The organism is Pseudomonas sp. AC255 (genome assembly GCF_979258175.1).
The window spans coordinates 5,413,254-5,432,563 of the sequence record NZ_OZ409841.1 but is presented as its reverse complement, the minus strand read 5'-3'; the positions used below and the strand labels follow the sequence as shown (position 1 = coordinate 5,432,563).

Genomic DNA, 19,310 nt, shown 5'->3' with positions numbered 1-19,310 from the left:
CTTTTAATACGAATCCGCTTCTGAAAAGCAGAAACAAAAACGCCCGGCCAGAGGGCCGGGCGCTTTTCTCAGGCAATCTTACTTATCGTCAGCTTCGCCCGGAACATTAGCGGTTTCAGCGCTTGTGCCTTCAACTTCTTCCTTCATGCGCTTGAGGCCCATGTGGCGCACGTCGGTGCCGCGCACCAGGTAGATCACCAGTTCGGAGATGTTGCGCGCATGATCGCCGATGCGCTCCAGTGAACGCAGGACCCAGATGATGCTCAGCACCCGCGAGATAGAGCGCGGGTCTTCCATCATGTAGGTGGCCAGCTCACGCAAAGCGGTTTTGTATTCGCGATCGATGATCTTGTCGTACTGCGCCACCGACAAGGCCAGATCGGCGTCAAAACGCGCGAAGGCGTCCAGCGCATCACGAACCATGTTGCGCACCTGGTCGCCAATGTGACGAACCTCGACGTAACCGCGCGGCGCTTCACCTTCTTCGCACAACTGGATGGCGCGGCGGGCGATCTTGGTGGCTTCGTCGCCGATACGCTCGAGGTCGATCACCGATTTGGAAATGCTGATGATCAAACGCAGGTCAGAGGCTGCCGGCTGACGACGGGCAAGAATGCGCAGGCATTCTTCGTCGATGTTGCGTTCCATCTGGTTGATCTGGTCGTCGATCTCACGGACCTGCTGAGCCAGGCCGGAGTCGGCCTCGATCAGCGCCGTGACCGCGTCGTTGACCTGCTTCTCGACCAGCCCGCCCATGGCAAGGAGGTGACTGCGCACTTCCTCCAGTTCAGCGTTGAACTGCGCGGAAATGTGATGGGTAAGGCCTTCTTTGGAAATCATTGTTCGCTCCGCGAAAGTTGCAAGCTTCAAGCTGCAAGCTTCAAGCAGTTATGTATAAGTCCTGATATCGCACCAATTATTTCTTGCCGCTTGAAGCTTGCGGCGTGCAGCTGCTCCAATCAGCCATAGCGACCGGTGATGTAGTCTTCGGTCTGCTTCTTCGCCGGATTGGTGAACAGAGTATCGGTGTCGCCGAATTCCACCAGTTTGCCCATGTACATGAACGCGGTGTAGTCGGACACCCGTGCCGCCTGTTGCATGTTGTGGGTAACGATGACGATGGTGAACTTGGACTTCAGCTCGTAGATCAGCTCTTCGACTTTCAGCGTCGAGATCGGGTCGAGAGCGGAGCAAGGTTCGTCGAGCAGCAGCACTTCCGGCTCGACCGCGATGGTGCGCGCGATCACCAGACGCTGCTGCTGACCACCGGACAGGCCGAGGGCCGAGTCGTGCAGGCGGTCTTTGACCTCGTCCCACAGTGCTGCGCCTTTCAACGCCCATTCAACGGCTTCGTCGAGGATGCGCTTCTTGTTGATGCCCTGGATGCGCAGGCCATAGACCACGTTTTCGTAGATGGTCTTCGGGAACGGGTTGGGCTTCTGGAACACCATGCCGACGCGACGACGCAGTTCGGCAACGTCTTCGCCCTTGCGATAGATGTTGTTGCCGTACAGGTTGATCGCGCCCTCGACACGGCAGCCGTCGACCAGATCGTTCATCCGGTTGAAGGTACGCAGCAGCGTCGACTTACCGCAGCCGGACGGGCCGATGAACGCGGTCACACGCTGCTTCGGGATGTTCATGCTGACGTCGAACAGTGCCTGTTTGTCGCCGTAGTACAGGCTCAGGCCCGGCACTTCGATGGCGACGGTTTCCTGCGCCAGGTTGAGGCTCTGCTTGTCGCGGCCCAGGGCAGACATGTTGATGCCGTGGCTGTGTGTTTCGTGCTGCATGGGTCTCACTCCGTTCGTAGCTGCAAGCTTCTGGCTGCAAGCTGCAAGTTTGAGCAAAAGCGGCTTGTAGCTTGCCGCTTGTGGCTAATGGCTTTAGCTATCCAGTGCTTTGTATTTTTCGCGCAGGTGGTTGCGGATATACACCGCCGACAGGTTCAGCGTCGCGATCACCAGCACCAGCAGCAGCGCCGTGGCGTACACCAGCGGGCGGGCTGCTTCGACGTTGGGGCTCTGGAAGCCGACGTCATAAATGTGGAAGCCCAGGTGCATGATCTTCTGGTCCAGGTGCAGGTACGGGTAGTTGCCGTCCACCGGCAGCGACGGCGCCAGTTTCACCACACCCACCAGCATCAGCGGCGCCACTTCACCGGCGGCGCGGGCCACGGCGAGGATCATCCCGGTCATCATGGCCGGGCTGGCCATCGGGATAACGATTTTCCACAGCGTTTCCGCTTTGGTCGCGCCGAGGGCCAACGAACCTTCACGCACGGTACGAGGAATCCGCGCCAGACCTTCTTCGGTCGCCACAATCACCACCGGCACTGCCAGCAGCGCGAGGGTCAGCGAGGCCCAGAGCAGGCCCGGCGTACCAAAGGTCGGCGCCGGCAGTGCTTCAGGGAAGAACAAGCGGTCGACCGAACCACCCAGTACGTAAACGAAGAAGCCCAGACCGAACACGCCGTAAACGATCGCCGGTACGCCGGCGAGGTTGTTCACCGCGATACGAATGACGCGAGTCAGGGTGTTCTGCTTGGCGTATTCGCGCAGGTACACCGCTGCCAGCACGCCGAACGGGGTGACGATCATCGCCATGATCAGGGTCATCATCACGGTGCCGAAGATCGCCGGGAAGATCCCGCCTTCGGTGTTCGCTTCACGCGGGTCGTCGGAGAGGAATTCCCAGATCTTGCTGAAGTAGAAACCAACCTTGGTCAAGGTGCTCATGCCGTTTGGCTGGTAGGCATGCACGACTTTGCCCAGACCGATTTCGATTTCCTTGCCGTTGGCGTCACGGGCGGTCAAGGCGTCGCGGTTGAACTGAGCATGCAAATCAGACAGACGTGCTTCGATGTCTTTGTAGCGCGCGTCCAGCTCGGCGCGCTCGGACTCCATGTCCGCTTGTGCGGTGGCGTCGAGTTTGCCTTCCAGCTCGAGTTTGCGCCCGTGCAGACGGATTCGCTCGAGGCCGGCATTGATTGCGCCGATGTCGGTTTTTTCCAGCGTCTTCAGTTGAGCAGCAAGATCGTTCACCCGATCGATGCGCGCTTGCAGTTCAGGCCAAGCGGCCTCGCCTTCGGCGATGACCTTGCCATCCTGTTTGACGTTGACCAGGTAGCCGTAGAAGTTGCCCCACTCGCGACGCTCGATCGCCATCAATTCTGGCGGCGTGGTCTGCTTGGTCAGCCACTCGCCGACGATCCAGGTGAAGTCGTTACCGTTCAAGTCACGGTTGCCGACCTTGATCAGCTCGCGGGTCATGAATTCCGGACCTTCGTCCGGCACCGGCAGACCGGCGCTCTTCAGACGCGCGCGCGGTACTTCTTCTTTCTGCACCACTTCGCCGATCACCAGGTGATTGGCCTGGCCCGGTACGTCGTAATGCGCGTGGATCAGGTCCGCCGGCCAGAAGTGACCGAGACCGCGCACGGCAATCACCGCCAATAGACCAATGGTCATGATGACCGCGATGGACACCGCGCCACCGCTGATCCAGACGCCCGGGGCGCCGCTCTTGAACCATCCTTTCAGGGAGTTCTGTTTCACAGACTTCTACCTTTGCTTAAAGCGACGAGTATTTCTTGCGCAGACGCTGACGAATCAGTTCTGCCAGGGTGTTCATGACGAAGGTGAACAGCAGCAGCACCAGCGCCGAGAGGAACAGCACGCGGTAGTGGCTGCCGCCGACTTCCGACTCGGGCATTTCCACCGCGACGTTGGCGGCCAGGGTGCGCAGGCCTTCGAACAGGTTCATCTCCATGACCGGGGTGTTGCCGGTGGCCATCAGCACGATCATGGTTTCGCCGACCGCACGGCCCATGCCGATCATCAGCGCCGAGAAGATGCCCGGGCTGGCGGTCAGGATCACCACGCGGGTCATGGTCTGCCATGGCGTCGCACCCAAGGCCAGCGAACCCAGGGTCAGGCCGCGCGGCACACTGAACACGGCGTCTTCGGCGATCGAGTAGATGTTCGGGATCACCGCGAAACCCATGGCCAGACCGACCACCAGAGCGTTGCGCTGGTCGTAGGTGATGCCCAGGTCATGGGAGATCCACATGCGCATGTCGCCGCCGAAGAACCAGTTCTCCATGAACGGGCTCATGTACAGCGAGAGCCAGCCCACAAACAGGATCACCGGAATCAGCAGCGCACTTTCCCAACCGTCCGGGACTTTCAGGCGGATCGATTCAGGCAGGCGGCTGAAGGTGAAACCGGCGACCAGAATGCCGATCGGCAGCAACATCAGCAGGCTGAAGATGCCCGGCAGATGGCCTTCTACGTACGGCGCGAGGAACAGGCCGGCGAAGAAACCGAGGATCACCGTCGGCATCGCTTCCATCAGTTCGATCACCGGTTTGACCTTGCGGCGCATGCCCGGGGCCATGAAGTACGCGGTGTAGATCGCAGCGGCGACGGCCAGTGGCGCGGCCAGCAGCATGGCGTAGAACGCGGCTTTCAGGGTGCCGAAGGTCAGCGGCGACAGGCTCAGTTTCGGTTCGAAATCGGTGTTGGCGGCGGTCGATTGCCAGACGTATTTAGGCTCGTCGTAGTTCTCGTACCAGACCTTGCTCCACAGCGCGCTCCACGATACTTCCGGGTGCGGGTTGTCGAGCAGCAACGGCTGCAGCTTGCCGCCGGCTTCGACGATCACCCGGTTGGCGCGTGGCGAGAGACCGAACAGGCCCTGGCCTTCAACCACCTGATCGACCAGCAACGTGCGGTGCGCGGTGCTGTGGAACACGCCGAGCTTGCCGCTGGCATCAAGGGCGAGGAAGCCTTTGCGGCGTTCTTCGGCAGCGATTTCAACGATCGGCGTGGTGCCCATCTGGAAGGTGCGGATCTGCTTCAGACGCAGCTCGCCGTCGGTATCGCGGGCCATGAACCACTGAGCCAGACCACCCTTGGAGTCGCCGACGATCAGCGAGATGCCACCGACCAGTTGCGTGGTCGCAGTGACTTCGGCGTCAGCGTTTTCCAGCAGTTTGTAGCGACCGTTGAGGCTCTTGTCGCGCAGGCTGAACACATCGGCCTGGGCACGCCCGTTGACCACGTACAGCCACTGCTGGCGCGGGTCGACGAAGATGTTTTTCACAGGCTCGGTCATCTGCGGCAGATCAATGCGCGTCTGCTCGTTGGTGACTTCGCCGGTCATCATGTTTTCTTCGCTGGTCAGCGAAAGCACATTGAGTTGCGAGCCGGTGGAGCCGACCAGCATCAGCGTCGAGTCGGTGGCATTGAGGCTGACATGCTCCAGCGCGCCGCCGCTTTCGTTCAGCGCAATTGGCGCCTCGCCATACGGATATTCAATGGCCGGGCTGATGGTTTTCTTGCCGTCCGGGTAGCTGACTTTATAGGTGTGACGGAACACCAGCGCCTGACCGTTGGACAGGCCCACGGCCACCAGCGGATGACCCGGCTGGTCTTCGCCGATGGACGTCACGGTAGCGCCCGCTGGCAGCGGCAGTTCGACACGTCTCAATTCAGCGCCACTGTCGAGATCGAAGAACAGTGCCTGGCCCTTGTCGGATACACGCATGGCCACCTGATTCTGCTCCTCGAGCGAGATCATCAGCGGCTTGCCGGCGTCCTGCATCCAGGCCGGGGTGATCGAATCTTTCGCGGTCAGGTCGGCACCTTGAAACAGTGGCGCAACGACGTAGGCGAGGAAGAAGAAGATCAGGGTGATGGCCGCTAGCACCGCGAGGCCGCCGACGAGGACGTACCAACGGGTGAAGCGATCCTTGAGCGCGCGAATGCGGCGCTTGCGTTGCAGCTCAGGCGTATTGAAGTCAATGCGCTTGGGAGGGGAAGTCGTAGTCATTGGGGAATTGGCCAGATCATTCATGCGCACACCCTAGCGATCCTGTATGACAGAAAGATGACAATGCAGTGACGCAGCAAATCCGCCACCCGGAAGATCCGGCAGCGGAGTCGAAAATTTGGTGGTTGCGGCAGCGAGCCTGCTCGCGAGAGCGTCGGGTCGGTCACATCGATGGTGCATGTGACGGCCCCTTCGCGAGCTGGCTCGCTCCCACAGGAGTCCGGCGTCAGGCCGGCCTCAGGGTGTTACTTCTTGGCGACCGCGCCGCCTTCTTGCAGACCGAGGTCAGCCAGTGCTTTGGCAGCAACCTTGGCTGGCAGCGGGATGTAGCCGTCTTTCACTACCACTTCCTGGCCCTGTTTCGACAGCACCAGCTTCACGAACTCGGCTTCCAGCGGGGCCAGAGGCTTGTTCGGGGCTTTGTTGACGTAAACGTAGAGGAAACGCGACAGCGGATACTTGCCGTTCAGGGCGTTTTCTTCGGTGTCTTCGATGAACTCGCCGCCTTCTTTCTTGGCCAGGGCTACGGTTTTCACGCTGGCGGTCTTGTAGCCGATGCCCGAGTAGCCGACGCCGTTAAGCGAGCTGCTGATCGACTGCACCACCGACGCCGAACCTGGTTGTTCGTTGACGTTTGGCTTGTAGTCACCTTTGCACAGGGCTTCTTCCTTGAAGTAGCCGTAGGTGCCGGACACCGAGTTACGGCCGAACAGCTGGACCGGCTTGTTGGCCAGGTCACCGGTCACGCCCAGGTCACCCCAGGTCTTGACGTCAGCTTTGGCACCGCACAGGCGCGTCGAGGAGAAGATCGCATCGACCTGAGCCATGGTCAGGTGCTTGATCGGGTTGTCCTTGTGCACGAACACGGCCAGGGCATCCACGGCAACCGGGATCGCCGTCGGCTTGTAGCCGTACTTCTGTTCGAAAGCCTGCAGTTCGTTGTCCTTCATCTTGCGGCTCATCGGGCCCAGGTTGGCGGTGCCTTCGGTGAGTGCAGGTGGCGCGGTGGAGGAGCCAGCGGCCTGAATCTGGATGTTGACGTTCGGGTATTCTTTTTTGTAGTTCTCAGCCCACAGGGTCATGAGGTTGGCCAGGGTATCGGAACCGACGCTGGACAGGTTGCCCGACACACCAGTGGTCTTGGTGTAGCTCGGGATAGCAGGGTCAACAGCGGCGAACGCGTTGGCGGTCGCAACGCCAGCAGCGACAAAAGTCATTGCCGCCATCAAACGCTTCAGTTTCATGCCTTACTCCTAGCAGATAGGGTGTGTTAAGTCGGGGCCAAGTATCAGCAGGCCGTGTGAACACTCTATGGCTGAAATATGACAATTGGATGAAAGGCCAGCATGTCGCGACAGATCGTTCCCACGCTCTGCGTGGGAACGCAGCCATGGACGCTCTGCGTCCGCATTTAAGACGTGACGCGGAGCGTCACAGGATGCATTCCCACGCGGAGCGTGGGAACGATCAGGCGGGAGAGAAAATCAACGCCCCTTCTTCCAGAGCCAGGCGCCTACCAGAATCCCCATCCCGCACAGCACTGCCACATAGTAAGCAGGCCCCATTGCGCTTTCCTTCAGCAGCAGGCTCACCACCATCGGCGTCAAGCCACCGAAGATCGCGTAAGCGACGTTGTACGAGAACGACAAGCCACTGAAGCGAACCACCGGCGGGAACGCCTTTACCATCACGTACGGCACCGCGCCGATGGTGCCGACCAGCAAACCGGTCAATGCGTACAGCGGGAACAGCCTGTCCGGGTGGTCGGCGAGGCTGTGGTAGAAGGTCCAGGAGCTGATCAGCAGACCGAGGCAGCCAAAGACGAAAACGCGACCGGCGCCGAAGCGGTCGGCCAATGCGCCGGCACCAATGCAGCCGAGGCTGAGGAAGACGATGGCCAGGCTGTTGGCCTGCAGCGCCGTGGTTGGCGAGAAGTGGTAGACCGTTTGCAGCACGGTCGGGGTCATCAGGATGACTACGACGACGCCAGCCGAGAGCAGCCAGGTCAGCAGCATCGAAATCGCGATGGCGCCGCGATGGTCACGCAGCACCGCGCGCAACGGCACTTCTTCGGCCAGTGCCTTGCGCAATTGCAGTTCGGCGAACACCGGTGTCTCGTGCAGCCAGCGGCGCAGGTACACCGAGAACAGGCCGAAGACGCCGCCGAGCAGGAACGGGATCCGCCAGGCGTAATCCGACACTTCGGCTGGCGTATAAATGCTGTTGATCGCAGTGGCGACCAGCGAGCCGAGGAGGATGCCGGCAGTCAGGCCGCTGGTGAGCGTGCCGCAGGCATAACCGATGTGCTTTTGCGGTACGTGTTCGGAAACGAAGACCCACGCCCCCGGCACCTCACCGCCAATAGCGGCGCCCTGGATCACCCGCATCAGCAGCAACAGGATCGGTGCCCAGATGCCGATCTGCGCGTAGGTCGGCAGCAGCCCCATGATCAGCGTCGGCACGGCCATCATGAAAATGCTCAGGGTGAACATCTTCTTGCGCCCCAGCAGGTCACCGAAGTGCGCCATGACGATGCCGCCCAAAGGACGCGCCAGATAGCCGGCGGCGAAGATGCCGAAGGTCTGCATCAAGCGCAGCCACTCGGGCATGTCGGCCGGGAAGAACAGCTTGCCGACGACGGTGGCGAAGAAGACGAAGATGATGAAATCGTAGAACTCCAGCGCCCCGCCGAGGGCGGACAGCGACAGAGTCTTGTAGTCATTGCGGGTCAACGGTCGTGCGGGTTGCTCGGGCTGCGCGAGGCTCGAAGGCGCTGTGGTCATGGCAAGGGCTTCTCTTATAGTCGAATCTGTCGCCACAACAACGCTGGCGGTGGCTTGGACAGGTTCGGCACCATAGCAAATTGTTCGAAAAAGCACATAGAGGCGCGTAATTGACGGTCGAAATCAGAACCGGGTGGTCGTCGCGGGGTCTATCGACCGATATACTCGCCACCTGCGCAGGATTTGTAAGAGGTTGCTGTGCGAAAACGTTGTTGGCCCGTCCTTTGCTCGGGATTTAGCCTTTTTCGCAGAGTTTCCCTTTAGGCGCCTGATGGAAAACGTGACGAACGCAGTGTGTTCGGTGTTGAATCGTTTTTCTTGAAGACGGCTACCACCCGCAATACCCACGAAGAGTCACGGGTCAGAGGCCCCTCGGCATGATAGAGCTCGAACAAGAAGATCCGATCCCACAGGGCGACCTGGCCCTGCAAATCACCGCACTTCCCCGCGAAACCAACGGCTTTGGCGATATTTTCGGCGGCTGGCTGGTCGCGCAGATGGATCTGGCCGGCACCGCCATGGCCAGCCGGGTGGCCGGTGGCCGCGTTGCCACTGTCGCCATCGACCGCATGGCGTTTCTCGTCCCGGTCGCGGTCGGCGCGCAGTTGTCCTTTTATACCCAGACCCTGGAAATCGGCCGCAGCTCGATCCAGATGATGGTCGAAGTGTGGAGCGATGACCCACTCTCCAGCGAATGGCGCAAGGTCACCGAAGCGGTCTTCGTTTTCGTCGCCATCGACGGCAGCGGTCGCACCCGTTCGGTGCCGCCACGCGCGCGTTAAACCTCGCGGCCGTTTTGCGGTCGATAGCCGTCCCCAGTGTCTGATCGAGAGTTGCCCATGAACACGCCCAACGTTGAAGCCGTGAAACAGGATGAACTGAACTGCTGGCGCATCCGCCACGGCAAGGCCGAAGTGCTGGTGGCCCAGCAAGGCGCGCACATCCTCAGTTATCAGATCGACGGCCAGCCGCCGATCATCTGGCTCAACGACAAGGCCGAGTTCAAGACCGGCAAGAGCATCCGCGCCGGCGTGCCGGTGTGCTGGCCGTGGTTCGGCAAATTCGAACGCAACCCGAGCAGCGTGCAGGCCATGTATACCGGCGAGCAGCCGGCCCCCGCGCACGGTCTGGTGCGGGCGATGGACTGGGAGTTGGGCAACATCGAATCAGAGGCTGACGGCATCAAGGTCGAATTCAAGCTGCCCTACCCGGAAGGTGGCCTGCCGGGCTGGCCCCACGAAGTCGATCTGACCCTGACCCTGCATCTGGCGGATCAACTGCATTACAGTCTGACCAGCCATAACCGGGGGACTGACAGCGTCACGCTGAGTCAGGCGCTGCACACCTATTTCGCCGTGAGTGACGTGCGTAATGTGCATGTCGACGGCGTGGCCGGGCTCAACTACATCGAGACCCTGGACGACTGGAACACGGCCAGCCAGAGCGGCGATCTGCATTTCGCCGGCGAGACCGACCGCATCTACCTCGACGTTCCGCCGCAATTGAGCATCGTTGATCCGACCTGGGAACGACGCATCGTGCTGACCTCCACCGGCTCACGCACGGCGGTGATCTGGAACCCGTGGATCGGCCGCGCCGCCGCCCTGCCGGACATGGACAACGATGGCTGGCAGCGCATGCTGTGCATCGAAACGGCGAATGTGATGGATGATCTGGTGACCCTGGCGCCGGGTGCGCGCCATACGATGGGTGTTAGCGTCGCCGCTACGCCGCTCTAAGCTCTAGCGCAATACAAAAGGGCAAAGAGCCCCGTGGCGAGGGATTTATCCCCGCTGGGTCGCGAAGCGGCCCCCGCTTTTTTTAAATCAAAAGCTGGGGCCTGCTGCGCAGTCCAGCGGGGATAAATCCCCTCGCCACAGATAAATCCCCTCACCACAGATAAATCCCTTCACCACAGATAAATCCCCTCACCACAAAGGCTCACTCCCAAATTTATGTGCGGCGCGCTTTAGAGGTCAGCCTCCTGCACCACCCGCACCTTCTCCGCCTCCAGCGCATACGCCGCATCCGCCAGGTCATTACTGACCTTTTCGATTTTAAGCGTGCCGGTCACCCAAAGCGGTGTGTAGATGTCCTCCAGCTTCAACCCTTTTGGATACCGCACCAGCACCAGTTGATTCGGCGGTGGTGGCGGCACGTGGATGCAGGCGCCCGGATACGGCACAAGGAAGAACAGCGTACTGCGGCCCTTGGCGTCGGATTCCAGCGGCACCGGGTATCCGCCGATGCGGATGTGCTTGTCGTTCATTGACGCCACGGTTTTCGTCGAATACATCACCGCTGGCAGACCCTTGGCCTGCTTCATCCCGCCCTTCTCGGTGAAGGTGCCGGTGGCTTCGGGGGAGTTGTGGTCGATTTCCGGCATGGCCTCGAGGGCCTTTTGATCCGACTTGGGCATCAGTTCCAGCCAGTCGGTTTCCGGCAGTTCGCCGGCGTGGGCGAGATAGCTGCCCAGCAAGAGGAGAGTCAACAGAAGACGGCGCATGAAGGTGCTCGGCAGGCAAAGGAATGGACGGTGAGTCGCCGCGCATTCTAGCCCTCCCGGCCGCGCTGGCCGAGAGGGCTTTGTCGCTTTCGATCAGTTCTTTTTGATCAGACCGTAGATCACCAGCAACACGACAGCGCCGACCAGTGCGCCGAGGAAACCAGCGCCCTCGCCCGCCTGATAGATGCCCAGAGCCTGGCCGCCGTAGGTGGCCGCCAGCGAACCGCCGATACCGAGCAGGATGGTCATGATCCAGCCCATGCTGTCATCGCCCGGTTTCAGGAACCGAGCCAGCAGGCCGACGATCAAGCCGATAAAGATGGTTCCGATAATTCCCATGGCATTTCCCTCTGATTTGGAAGATATGCGAAAGACTAGCCAGTGTTTCGCATCCTGCCATGAGAGAACGGCGGCCCCTGAATGGTTCCGCCGCGGCCACATGAAACTGGTTTACTCGGCGATCAGCGCTTCGACCTTGATGATCTGCGCTTGCAGCGTGGCCATGTCGGCGCAGCGCAAGTTGGCGTGGCCGACCTTGCGTCCGGCCTTGAAAGCTTTGCCGTAGTGATGCAGGTGGCAGTCTTCGATGGCGATGACTTTTTCCACCGGCGGCACTACGCCGATGAAGTTGAGCATCGCGCTCTCGCCGACCTTGGCGGTCGAACCCAGCGGCAGGCCAGCCACGGCGCGCAGGTGGTTTTCGAACTGGCTGCACTCGGCACCTTCGGTGGTCCAGTGCCCGGAGTTGTGCACGCGCGGGGCGATTTCGTTGGCTTTGAGGCCACCGTCGACTTCGAAAAACTCAAAAGCCATCACGCCGACGTAGTCGAGGTGTTTGAGCACGCGACTGGAATAATCTTCCGCCAGCGCCTGCAGCGGGTGATCGGTGCTGGCCACCGACAGCTTGAGAATGCCGCTGTCGTGGGTGTTGTGCACCAGTGGATAGAACTTCGTTTCGCCATCGCGGGCACGCACGGCGATCAGCGACACTTCGCCGGTGAATGGCACGAAGCCTTCCAGCAAGCAGGCAACGCTGCCCAGTTCGGCGAACGTACCCGCCACGTCTTCCGGTTTGCGCAGGACTTTCTGGCCCTTGCCGTCATAACCCAGGGTGCGGGTTTTCAGCACGGCCGGCAGACCGATGGAAGCGACGGCGGCATCCAGGTCGGCTTGCGACTGGATGTCGGCGAAGGCCGGGGTCGGAATGCCGAGGTCTTTGAACATGCTCTTTTCGAACCAGCGGTCACGAGCAATGCGCAGGGCTTCGGCGCTCGGGTAGACCGGCACGAATTGCGAAAGAAACGCCACGGTTTCGGCCGGGACGCTTTCGAATTCGAAGGTCACCAGATCGACTTCATCGGCCAGTTGGCGCAGATGATCCTGATCGCCGTAATCGGCCCGCAGGTGTTCGCCCAGCGCGGCCGCACAGGCGTCCGGCGCAGGGTCGAGGAAAGCGAAGTTCATGCCCAGCGGAGTGCCCGCCAGGGCCAACATGCGACCCAACTGGCCGCCACCGATTACACCGATCTTCATCTCAACAACCTCAGGCAATACGTGGGTCTGGATTGTCCAGGACGCTGTCTGTCTGCTCGGCACGGAAGGTTTTCAGTACCGCGTGGAACTGCGGGTGCTTGGCGCCGAGGATGCTCGCCGAGAGCAGGGCGGCGTTGATTGCGCCAGCCTTGCCGATGGCCAGGGTGGCAACCGGAATGCCAGCTGGCATCTGCACGATCGACAGCAGCGAATCGACGCCCGAGAGCATGGCCGACTGCACCGGCACGCCCAGCACCGGCAGGTGGGTCTTGGCCGCACACATGCCTGGCAAGTGGGCTGCGCCACCGGCACCGGCGATGATCACCTCGATGCCGCGGCTTTCAGCCTCTTCGGCGTACTGGAACAGCAGATCCGGGGTGCGGTGGGCGGAAACCACCTTGACCTCGTACGGGATGCCGAGCTTTTCCAGCATATCGGCGGTGTGGCTAAGGGTGGACCAATCGGACTTGGAGCCCATGATCACGCCAACCAGTGCACTCATCGTCGCGCCTCTTCTCTCTGGAGCGCCCGCAGGCGCGTCATAAAACAACAAGCCACGCAGGTTGCGTGGCTTGATTGTACGAAAAATGGCCGGACGTGCCGGCCGAAGGCCGCGCAGTATACCGCAAAGAAAGCAATAAACAGCCCCCGAAACGACCATCTGTCAAATGAGCGAAACGCCCGGTTTTATTGACTTAAAGGTCAGCACCGAGACATCTCCGGATCCCTGTGGGAGCTGGCTTGCCAGCGATGGCGTCGCATCAGTAAAAAGAGAAGGTGACTGAACCACCGCAATCGCTGGCAAGCCAGCTCCCACAGGGTGTTTCGTTCACCTCAGGTTCCGGTTGTACCTTGCGCAGCGCCGCCTTCAAGCTTGCGCCACAGCAACCGCACGTTGGCCTTGCGCACCAGGGCGCAGCGGTACAAACGAATCTCCAGCGGCACATGCCATTGCGGGCCGCCGCACACCACCAGTTCACCGCGAGCCAGTTCGGCGCGTACGCTCAGTTGCGGCACCCAGGCAATGCCGAGGCCTTCCAGGGCCATGCTTTTCAGGCTGTCGGCCATCGCGGTTTCGTAGATCGTGGTGAAGCGCAACTGGCGCTGGCGGAGCAATCCATTCACCGAACGCCCAAGAAACGCCCCGGCGCTGTAAGCCAGCAACGGCACACTCGCCTCGCCTTCCAGATCGAACAATGGTTTGCCGTCAAGATCCGCCGCGCACACCGGCAGCATCTCGGTCTGGCCCAAATGCAGCGACGGGAAAATCTCCGGGTCCATCTGCATCGCCGAATCCGGGTCGTAGAACGCCAGCATCAGATCGCAGCCACCTTCACGCAAAGCGTGCACGGCGTCGCCAACGTTGGTCGCCACCAGCCGTGTGGCGATGTTCAACCCTTCGTTGCGCAACTGGGCGATCCAGCGCGGGAAAAAGCCCAGCGCCAGCGAGTGCGCCGCTGCGACTTGCATGACCTCGCCCTGCCCGCCTTCCAGATGATGCAGGTGGCGCAGGACTTCACCGAGCTGTTCGACCACGGTGCGCGCAGTCACCAGAAACAACTGCCCCGCCGCCGTCAGTTCGACCGGCGTGCGCGAGCGATTGACCAGAGTCAGCCCCAGCGCCGCTTCGAGGCTGCGGATCCGCCGACTGAATGCCGGCTGGGTCACGAAGCGCCGTTCGGCCGCCTGCGAGAAGCTGCGGGTGGCGGCCAAGGCACTGAAGTCCTCGAGCCATTTGCTTTCCAGATTCATCACGTCCTCCCGGACACGCACCAAAACAGGTCACACGTCTGCCGCACAGGCGGCGTCACATGGGCATTATGCCGAATGTGCATAGGGCAGTGCTGAACAGCATTGGCCCAAAAATCCCTACAAGCCTAGCATTCGCAGCGTTCCGGCACAGACCGGGTCCTTATCGAGATGATTTCTATCATGTCCTCCGCTGCATCTTTCCGCACAGAAACCGACCTGCTTGGCGCCCTCGAAGTACCGGCCCATGCGTATTACGGCATCCAGACCCTGCGAGCGGTGAACAATTTCCGCCTCTCGGGCGTTCCGATTTCGCATTACCCGAAACTGGTTGTGGGCCTGGCGATGGTCAAACAGGCCGCCGCTGACGCCAACCGCGAGCTGGGTCACCTGAGCGAAGCCAAGCACGCTGCCATCAGCGAAGCCTGTGCGCGATTGATCCGCGGCGATTACCACGAAGAGTTCGTGGTCGACATGATTCAAGGTGGCGCCGGCACCTCCACCAACATGAACGCCAACGAAGTGATCGCCAACATTGCTCTGGAAGCGATGGGCCACGAGAAAGGCGAGTACCAGTACCTGCACCCGAACGACGACGTGAACATGGCGCAGTCGACCAACGACGCCTACCCGACGGCGATCCGCCTGGGTCTGCTGCTGGGTCACGACGCGCTGCTGGCCAGCCTCGACAGCCTGATTCAGGCGTTCGCGGCCAAGGGTAAAGAGTTCGACCACGTCCTGAAAATGGGCCGTACCCAGCTGCAAGACGCCGTGCCGATGACCCTCGGCCAGGAATTCCGCGCGTTCGCCACCACCATGGGCGAAGACCTCGCGCGTCTGAAGACGCTGGCCCCGGAACTGCTGACCGAAGTCAACCTGGGCGGCACCGCGATCGGCACCGGCATCAACGCCGACCCGCGTTATCAGGCGCTGGCGGTACAGCGTCTGGCGCTGATCAGCGGGCAACCGCTGGTACCGGCCGCCGACCTGATCGAAGCGACCTCCGACATGGGCGCCTTCGTGCTGTTTTCCGGCATGCTCAAGCGCACTGCGGTCAAGCTGTCGAAGATCTGCAACGACCTGCGCCTGCTGTCCAGCGGCCCACGCACCGGCATCAATGAGATCAACCTGCCGGCGCGTCAGCCAGGCAGCTCGATCATGCCCGGCAAGGTCAACCCGGTGATCCCGGAAGCCGTGAACCAGGTCGCGTTCCAGGTCATCGGTAACGATCTGGCGCTGACCATGGCAGCCGAGGGCGGCCAGCTGCAACTGAACGTGATGGAGCCGCTGATCGCTTTCAAGATCCTCGACTCGATCCGCCTGCTGCAACGTGCCATGGACATGCTGCGCGAGCACTGCATCGTCGGCATCACCGCCAACGAAGCGCGCTGCCGTGAACTGGTCGAGCACTCGATCGGTCTGGTCACCGCACTGAACCCGTACATCGGCTACAAAAACGCCACCCGCATCGCCCGTATCGCTCTCGAAAGCGGCCGCGGCGTGCTGGAACTGGTGCGCGAAGAAGGTCTGCTCGACGAAGCCATGCTCGCCGACATCCTGCGCCCGGAAAACATGATTGCCCCGCGTCTGGTTCCGCTCAAAGCCTGAGCCGACGCGAACTTGTAGCACCGCTCACCAGGTCGAGGGACTAGACACCTCTCACCTTTTGAGGGCTTGGGGATTTTGTCCCCGAGCCCTTTTTTTAACTTCTTTGCGGGCAGGACGTTAGATGCTTTGTGTATTCGATACCGCCAAGATCGCAGCCTTCGGCAGCTCCTACAGGATTGACGTGCACCTGTAGGAGCTGCCGAAGGCTGCGATCTTTGATTTGCAGCAACCTCGTTTCGTCGCTTGCACCACTACCGTGCAGACGGGCGCGCCACTGATCGGTATAGTGCCGCCCCTCTTCGCGTGAGCGGTCGTCGGTAACGAGGCCATAACCCATGCGAAACCCGAACTAATAACAAAACCCGCGATATGGATCCGGGACGAAACCTTCGCCTCACCCGTCGTGCCGCGCGCAGGCCGGTGTAACACGATGTTTCTCCGATCCAGCATTTGCACCCACAAAAAACAGCGAGGATAAATCCATGCTCGAAGTCATCAACGACTTCCTCTCAGGGAAAGTACTGATCGTGCTCATTGTCGGGCTCGGTAGTTACTTCACGATTCGCTCGCGTTTCGTTCAACTGCGTCATTTCTTCCACATGTTCGCGGTGTTCCGCGACAGCCTCAAAGGCAGCGCCGGGCAACTCAGCTCGTTCCAGGCCTTGATGCTCAGCCTCGCCGGCCGCGTCGGTGCAGGCAACATCGCCGGTGTCGGCATCGCCGTGACTCTCGGTGGTCCGGGTGCGGTGTTCTGGATGTGGGTGACCGCTCTGGTCGGCATGTCCAGCAGCTTCTTCGAGTGCACCCTGGCCCAGGTCTACAAGCGCGCGGATGGCGACGGCCTGTACCGTGGCGGTCCGGCCTACTACATCCAGCACGGGCTCAAGCTCAAAGGCATGGCGATAGTCTTCTCCGTTCTGCTGCTGGTCACCTACGGCTTCGCCTTCATCGGCCTGCAGTCCTACACCGTGACCCACTCGCTGCAGAACGCCTTTGACTTCAACCCGCAACACACCGGTATCGTCCTGGCGGTGCTGCTGGCCATCACCTTTATCGGCGGGATCAAGCGCATCGCTTCGGTGTCCGACCTGCTGGTACCGATCAAGACCCTGGCCTACATCGGCGTGACCCTGTACGTGATCGGCACCCAGATCGAACACGTGCCGGCCATGCTGGAAACCATCTTCAAGAGCGCCTTCGGCCTCGACCCGGCCTTTGCCGGCCTGCTCGGCAGCGCCATTGTCATGGGCGTGAAGCGTGGCGTGTTCGCCAACGAAGCGGGCCTGGGCAGTGCGCCGAACGTTGCCGCCGTGGCCGCCGTCAAGCACCCGGGCGCGCAGGGCGTGGTCCAGGCTTTCAGCGTGTTCCTCGACACCTTCGTGATCTGCACCTGCACCGCGCTGCTGATCCTGCTGTCGGGCTTCTACACCCCGGGTTTCGAAGGTGACGGCATCGTCCTGACCCAGAACTCGCTGGCGGCCGTGGTCGGTGACTGGGGCCGCATGTTCGTCAGCGTCGCGCTGTCGCTGTTCGTCTTCACCTGCATCCTCTACAACTACTATCTGGGCGAGAACAGCTTGCAGTTCCTCAGCCGAAACCGCGCCCTGCTGATGCTGTTCCGCGGCCTGGTGCTGGCGCTGGTGGTATGGGGTTCGATGCAGGACCTGACGACGGTGTTCGCCTTTGCCGACATCACCATGACCTGCCTGGCCTTCGTCAACCTGGTGGCCCTGGCCATGCTGTTCAAGGTCGGCCTGCGGGTGATGCGCGACTACGATGAGCAGCGTCGCGCCGGCGTTAAACAGCCAGTGTTTGATTCGAGCAAATTCGCCGATCTGGATCTGGATCGCAACGCCTGGCCGGTGAACCCGCCAGCAGCGGCGGGCCAGACTGAAACTGCGCCGCAAGGCGTACCTGCAGCGCAACGCTGACAGGTGAATGACGGGCGCATCCCCTGCGCCCGTCAGTTATTGTGATGCAATAACCTGTAGGAGTGAGCCTGCTCGCGATGGCGGACTTTCAGCCAACATCATTGTTGAATGACACACTGCTTTCGCGAGCAGGCTCGCTCCCACAGGGCCCTCATCGTTTCGGAGAATCCTATGAGCTCGTCGACCTATCCCGCCGCTCAACACGTCATGGTGCTCTACACCGGTGGCACCATCGGCATGCAGGCCAGCGCCAACGGTCTGGCCCCGGCGTCCGGTTTCGAAGCGCGGATGCGCGACTACCTGCACAGTCAGCCTGAGCTGGTAGTGCCGCAGTGGCAATTTCGGGAAATGTCGCCGCTGATCGACAGCGCCAACATGACCCCGGCCTACTGGCAGCAACTGCGCGAAGCGGTGGTCAATGCCGTGGACGTGCAAGGCTGCGACAGCGTGCTGATTCTGCACGGCACCGACACCCTGGCCTACAGCGCGGCGGCGATGAGTTTTCAGTTGCTCGGTCTGCATGCCCGCGTGTGTTTCACCGGTTCGATGCTGCCAGCGGGTGTGACCGACAGTGATGCCTGGGAAAACCTCGGCGGCGCGCTGGTCGCCCTCGGCCAAGGCCTGGCGCCGGGCGTGCACCTGTACTTCCACGGCGAACTGCTGGCACCGACCCGCTGCGCGAAAGTGCGCAGCTTCGGCCGCCATCCGTTCAAACGCCTGGAGCGTCAGGGCGGTGGTGTGAAGGCGCCTTCGATTCCAGGCGCGCTGAACTACAACCAGCCGAAGCAACTGGCGAAAGTCGCGGTGTTGCCGCTGTTTCCCGGCATCAGTGCCGAAGTCCTCGACGGCCTGCTCGACAGCGGCATTCAAGGTCTGGTGCTGGAATGCTACGGCAGCGGGACCGGGCCGAGCGATAACCCCGAGTTCCTCGCCAGCCTTGGCCGTGCACGGGATAACGGCGTGGTGGTGGTGGCAGTGACGCAATGCCATGAAGGCGGGGTAGAGCTGGATGTCTACGAGGCTGGCAGCCGCTTGCGTGGGGTGGGCGTGTTGTCCGGTGGCGGCATGACCCGCGAGGCGGCGTTCGGCAAGTTGCATGGCTTGCTGGGGGCCGGGCTGGAAACGGCTGAAGTGCGACGATTGATCGAACTGGATTTGTGTGGTGAGTTGATCTGAGCTCGGCGCTGGATTGCCCCTCACCCTAACCCTCTCCCAGAGGGAGAGGGAACTGACCCTGTTGTCTTGCGCTATACACCGACCTGATAAACAGTGTCGATTATGGATTCGGCGGCGGTGTCTCACGTCGGTGTAGTTCTGCAATATCCCCCGTTCGGCCCCCTCTCCCTCTGGGAGAGGGCTGGGGTG

At 61.3% G+C, this 19,310-nt stretch carries 16 protein-coding genes; 5 read left to right on the top strand and 11 right to left on the bottom strand.

Annotated elements, in window-relative coordinates; all coding sequences use genetic code 11:
- Nucleotides 1-78 precede the first annotated feature (78 nt).
- The 6 genes from phoU to ACZZ0K_RS24390 form a co-directional block, all read right to left on the bottom strand.
- Nucleotides 79-840, bottom strand: coding sequence for a phosphate signaling complex protein PhoU (gene phoU / locus ACZZ0K_RS24415; protein ID WP_016772483.1), 762 nt, complete (start codon nt 838-840; stop codon nt 79-81).
- Between the two features lie 119 nt (nt 841-959).
- Entirely contained in the window at nt 960-1,793 is an 834-nt protein-coding gene (gene pstB / locus ACZZ0K_RS24410) for a phosphate ABC transporter ATP-binding protein PstB (protein ID WP_041476597.1), read from the bottom strand.
- 93 nt (nt 1,794-1,886) lie between these two features.
- On the bottom strand, nt 1,887-3,557 hold the full coding sequence (gene pstA / locus ACZZ0K_RS24405; protein WP_016772481.1) for a phosphate ABC transporter permease PstA: 1,671 nt from the start codon (nt 3,555-3,557) through the stop codon (nt 1,887-1,889).
- Nucleotides 3,558-3,573: 16 nt separating this feature from the next.
- On the bottom strand, nt 3,574-5,607 hold the full coding sequence (locus ACZZ0K_RS24400) for an ABC transporter permease subunit (RefSeq protein WP_177327001.1): 2,034 nt from the start codon (nt 5,605-5,607) through the stop codon (nt 3,574-3,576).
- Nucleotides 5,608-6,080: 473 nt separating this feature from the next.
- Nucleotides 6,081-7,079, bottom strand: a complete 999-nt coding sequence (locus ACZZ0K_RS24395; protein ID WP_016772480.1) for a phosphate ABC transporter substrate-binding protein PstS — start codon at nt 7,077-7,079, stop codon at nt 6,081-6,083.
- Between the two features lie 240 nt (nt 7,080-7,319).
- On the bottom strand, nt 7,320-8,618 hold the full coding sequence (locus ACZZ0K_RS24390) for an MFS transporter (RefSeq protein WP_252885034.1): 1,299 nt from the start codon (nt 8,616-8,618) through the stop codon (nt 7,320-7,322).
- 377 nt (nt 8,619-8,995) lie between these two features.
- On the opposite strand from ACZZ0K_RS24390, the gene ACZZ0K_RS24385 reads away from it, so the two are divergent.
- Both ACZZ0K_RS24385 and ACZZ0K_RS24380 read left to right on the top strand, forming a co-directional pair.
- Nucleotides 8,996-9,400, top strand: coding sequence for an acyl-CoA thioesterase (locus ACZZ0K_RS24385; protein WP_003229628.1), 405 nt, complete (start codon nt 8,996-8,998; stop codon nt 9,398-9,400).
- A 57-nt stretch (nt 9,401-9,457) separates the two neighbouring features.
- A complete protein-coding gene (locus ACZZ0K_RS24380) occupies nt 9,458-10,357 on the top strand; it encodes a D-hexose-6-phosphate mutarotase (protein ID WP_252882881.1) in 900 nt (299 codons plus the stop codon).
- Between the two features lie 230 nt (nt 10,358-10,587).
- Here ACZZ0K_RS24380 and ACZZ0K_RS24375 read toward each other — a convergent pair whose 3' ends face one another.
- The 5 genes from ACZZ0K_RS24375 to ACZZ0K_RS24355 form a co-directional block, all read right to left on the bottom strand.
- Complete coding sequence (locus ACZZ0K_RS24375; RefSeq protein WP_056790934.1) at nt 10,588-11,124, bottom strand: DUF3299 domain-containing protein; 537 nt, start codon at nt 11,122-11,124, stop codon at nt 10,588-10,590.
- Nucleotides 11,125-11,217: 93 nt separating this feature from the next.
- A complete protein-coding gene (locus ACZZ0K_RS24370; protein WP_016772475.1) occupies nt 11,218-11,463 on the bottom strand; it encodes a GlsB/YeaQ/YmgE family stress response membrane protein in 246 nt (81 codons plus the stop codon).
- A gap of 111 nt (nt 11,464-11,574) precedes the next feature.
- Nucleotides 11,575-12,657, bottom strand: coding sequence for a 5-(carboxyamino)imidazole ribonucleotide synthase (locus ACZZ0K_RS24365; protein WP_041476593.1), 1,083 nt, complete (start codon nt 12,655-12,657; stop codon nt 11,575-11,577).
- 10 nt (nt 12,658-12,667) lie between these two features.
- A complete protein-coding gene (gene purE / locus ACZZ0K_RS24360) occupies nt 12,668-13,159 on the bottom strand; it encodes a 5-(carboxyamino)imidazole ribonucleotide mutase (RefSeq protein ID WP_007920220.1) in 492 nt (163 codons plus the stop codon).
- A 332-nt stretch (nt 13,160-13,491) separates the two neighbouring features.
- Entirely contained in the window at nt 13,492-14,409 is a 918-nt protein-coding gene (locus ACZZ0K_RS24355) for a LysR substrate-binding domain-containing protein (protein WP_150742873.1), read from the bottom strand.
- 180 nt (nt 14,410-14,589) lie between these two features.
- Here ACZZ0K_RS24355 and aspA point away from each other — a divergent pair, with 180 nt between their 5' ends.
- The 3 genes from aspA to ACZZ0K_RS24340 all read left to right on the top strand — a co-directional run bounded on the left by aspA (nt 14,590) and on the right by ACZZ0K_RS24340 (nt 19,121).
- Complete coding sequence (aspA, locus tag ACZZ0K_RS24350; RefSeq protein ID WP_016772472.1) at nt 14,590-16,014, top strand: aspartate ammonia-lyase; 1,425 nt, start codon at nt 14,590-14,592, stop codon at nt 16,012-16,014.
- A gap of 482 nt (nt 16,015-16,496) precedes the next feature.
- Nucleotides 16,497-17,945 carry an alanine/glycine:cation symporter family protein gene (locus tag ACZZ0K_RS24345; protein ID WP_016772471.1) on the top strand — a complete coding sequence of 483 codons (1,449 nt, stop codon included), beginning with the start codon at nt 16,497-16,499 and terminating at the stop codon, nt 17,943-17,945.
- A 171-nt stretch (nt 17,946-18,116) separates the two neighbouring features.
- Nucleotides 18,117-19,121: an asparaginase gene (locus ACZZ0K_RS24340; protein ID WP_258707356.1), complete on the top strand. Its 1,005-nt coding sequence runs from the start codon at nt 18,117-18,119 to the stop codon at nt 19,119-19,121.
- Nucleotides 19,122-19,310: the final 189 nt, after the last annotated feature.

Excerpts from the sequence above, each read along its gene's own strand:
- phoU (WP_016772483.1), bottom strand. The coding sequence starts at position 840 with ATGATTTCCAAAGAAGGCCTTACCCATCACATTTCCGCGCAGTTCAAC.
- ACZZ0K_RS24370 (WP_016772475.1), bottom strand. The coding sequence starts at position 11,463 with ATGGGAATTATCGGAACCATCTTTATCGGCTTGATCGTCGGCCTGCTG.
- ACZZ0K_RS24375 (WP_056790934.1), bottom strand. The coding sequence starts at position 11,124 with ATGCGCCGTCTTCTGTTGACTCTCCTCTTGCTGGGCAGCTATCTCGCC.
- ACZZ0K_RS24355 (WP_150742873.1), bottom strand. The coding sequence starts at position 14,409 with ATGAATCTGGAAAGCAAATGGCTCGAGGACTTCAGTGCCTTGGCCGCC.
- ACZZ0K_RS24395 (WP_016772480.1), bottom strand. The coding sequence starts at position 7,079 with ATGAAACTGAAGCGTTTGATGGCGGCAATGACTTTTGTCGCTGCTGGC.
- ACZZ0K_RS24400 (WP_177327001.1), bottom strand. The coding sequence starts at position 5,607 with ATGCAGGACGCCGGCAAGCCGCTGATGATCTCGCTCGAGGAGCAGAAT.
- pstB (WP_041476597.1), bottom strand. The coding sequence starts at position 1,793 with ATGCAGCACGAAACACACAGCCACGGCATCAACATGTCTGCCCTGGGC.
- ACZZ0K_RS24385 (WP_003229628.1), top strand. The coding sequence starts at position 8,996 with ATGATAGAGCTCGAACAAGAAGATCCGATCCCACAGGGCGACCTGGCC.
- aspA (WP_016772472.1), top strand. The coding sequence starts at position 14,590 with ATGTCCTCCGCTGCATCTTTCCGCACAGAAACCGACCTGCTTGGCGCC.
- ACZZ0K_RS24365 (WP_041476593.1), bottom strand. The coding sequence starts at position 12,657 with ATGAAGATCGGTGTAATCGGTGGCGGCCAGTTGGGTCGCATGTTGGCC.
- ACZZ0K_RS24345 (WP_016772471.1), top strand. The coding sequence starts at position 16,497 with ATGCTCGAAGTCATCAACGACTTCCTCTCAGGGAAAGTACTGATCGTG.
- ACZZ0K_RS24380 (WP_252882881.1), top strand. The coding sequence starts at position 9,458 with ATGAACACGCCCAACGTTGAAGCCGTGAAACAGGATGAACTGAACTGC.
- ACZZ0K_RS24340 (WP_258707356.1), top strand. The coding sequence starts at position 18,117 with ATGAGCTCGTCGACCTATCCCGCCGCTCAACACGTCATGGTGCTCTAC.
- ACZZ0K_RS24390 (WP_252885034.1), bottom strand. The coding sequence starts at position 8,618 with ATGACCACAGCGCCTTCGAGCCTCGCGCAGCCCGAGCAACCCGCACGA.
- purE (WP_007920220.1), bottom strand. The coding sequence starts at position 13,159 with ATGAGTGCACTGGTTGGCGTGATCATGGGCTCCAAGTCCGATTGGTCC.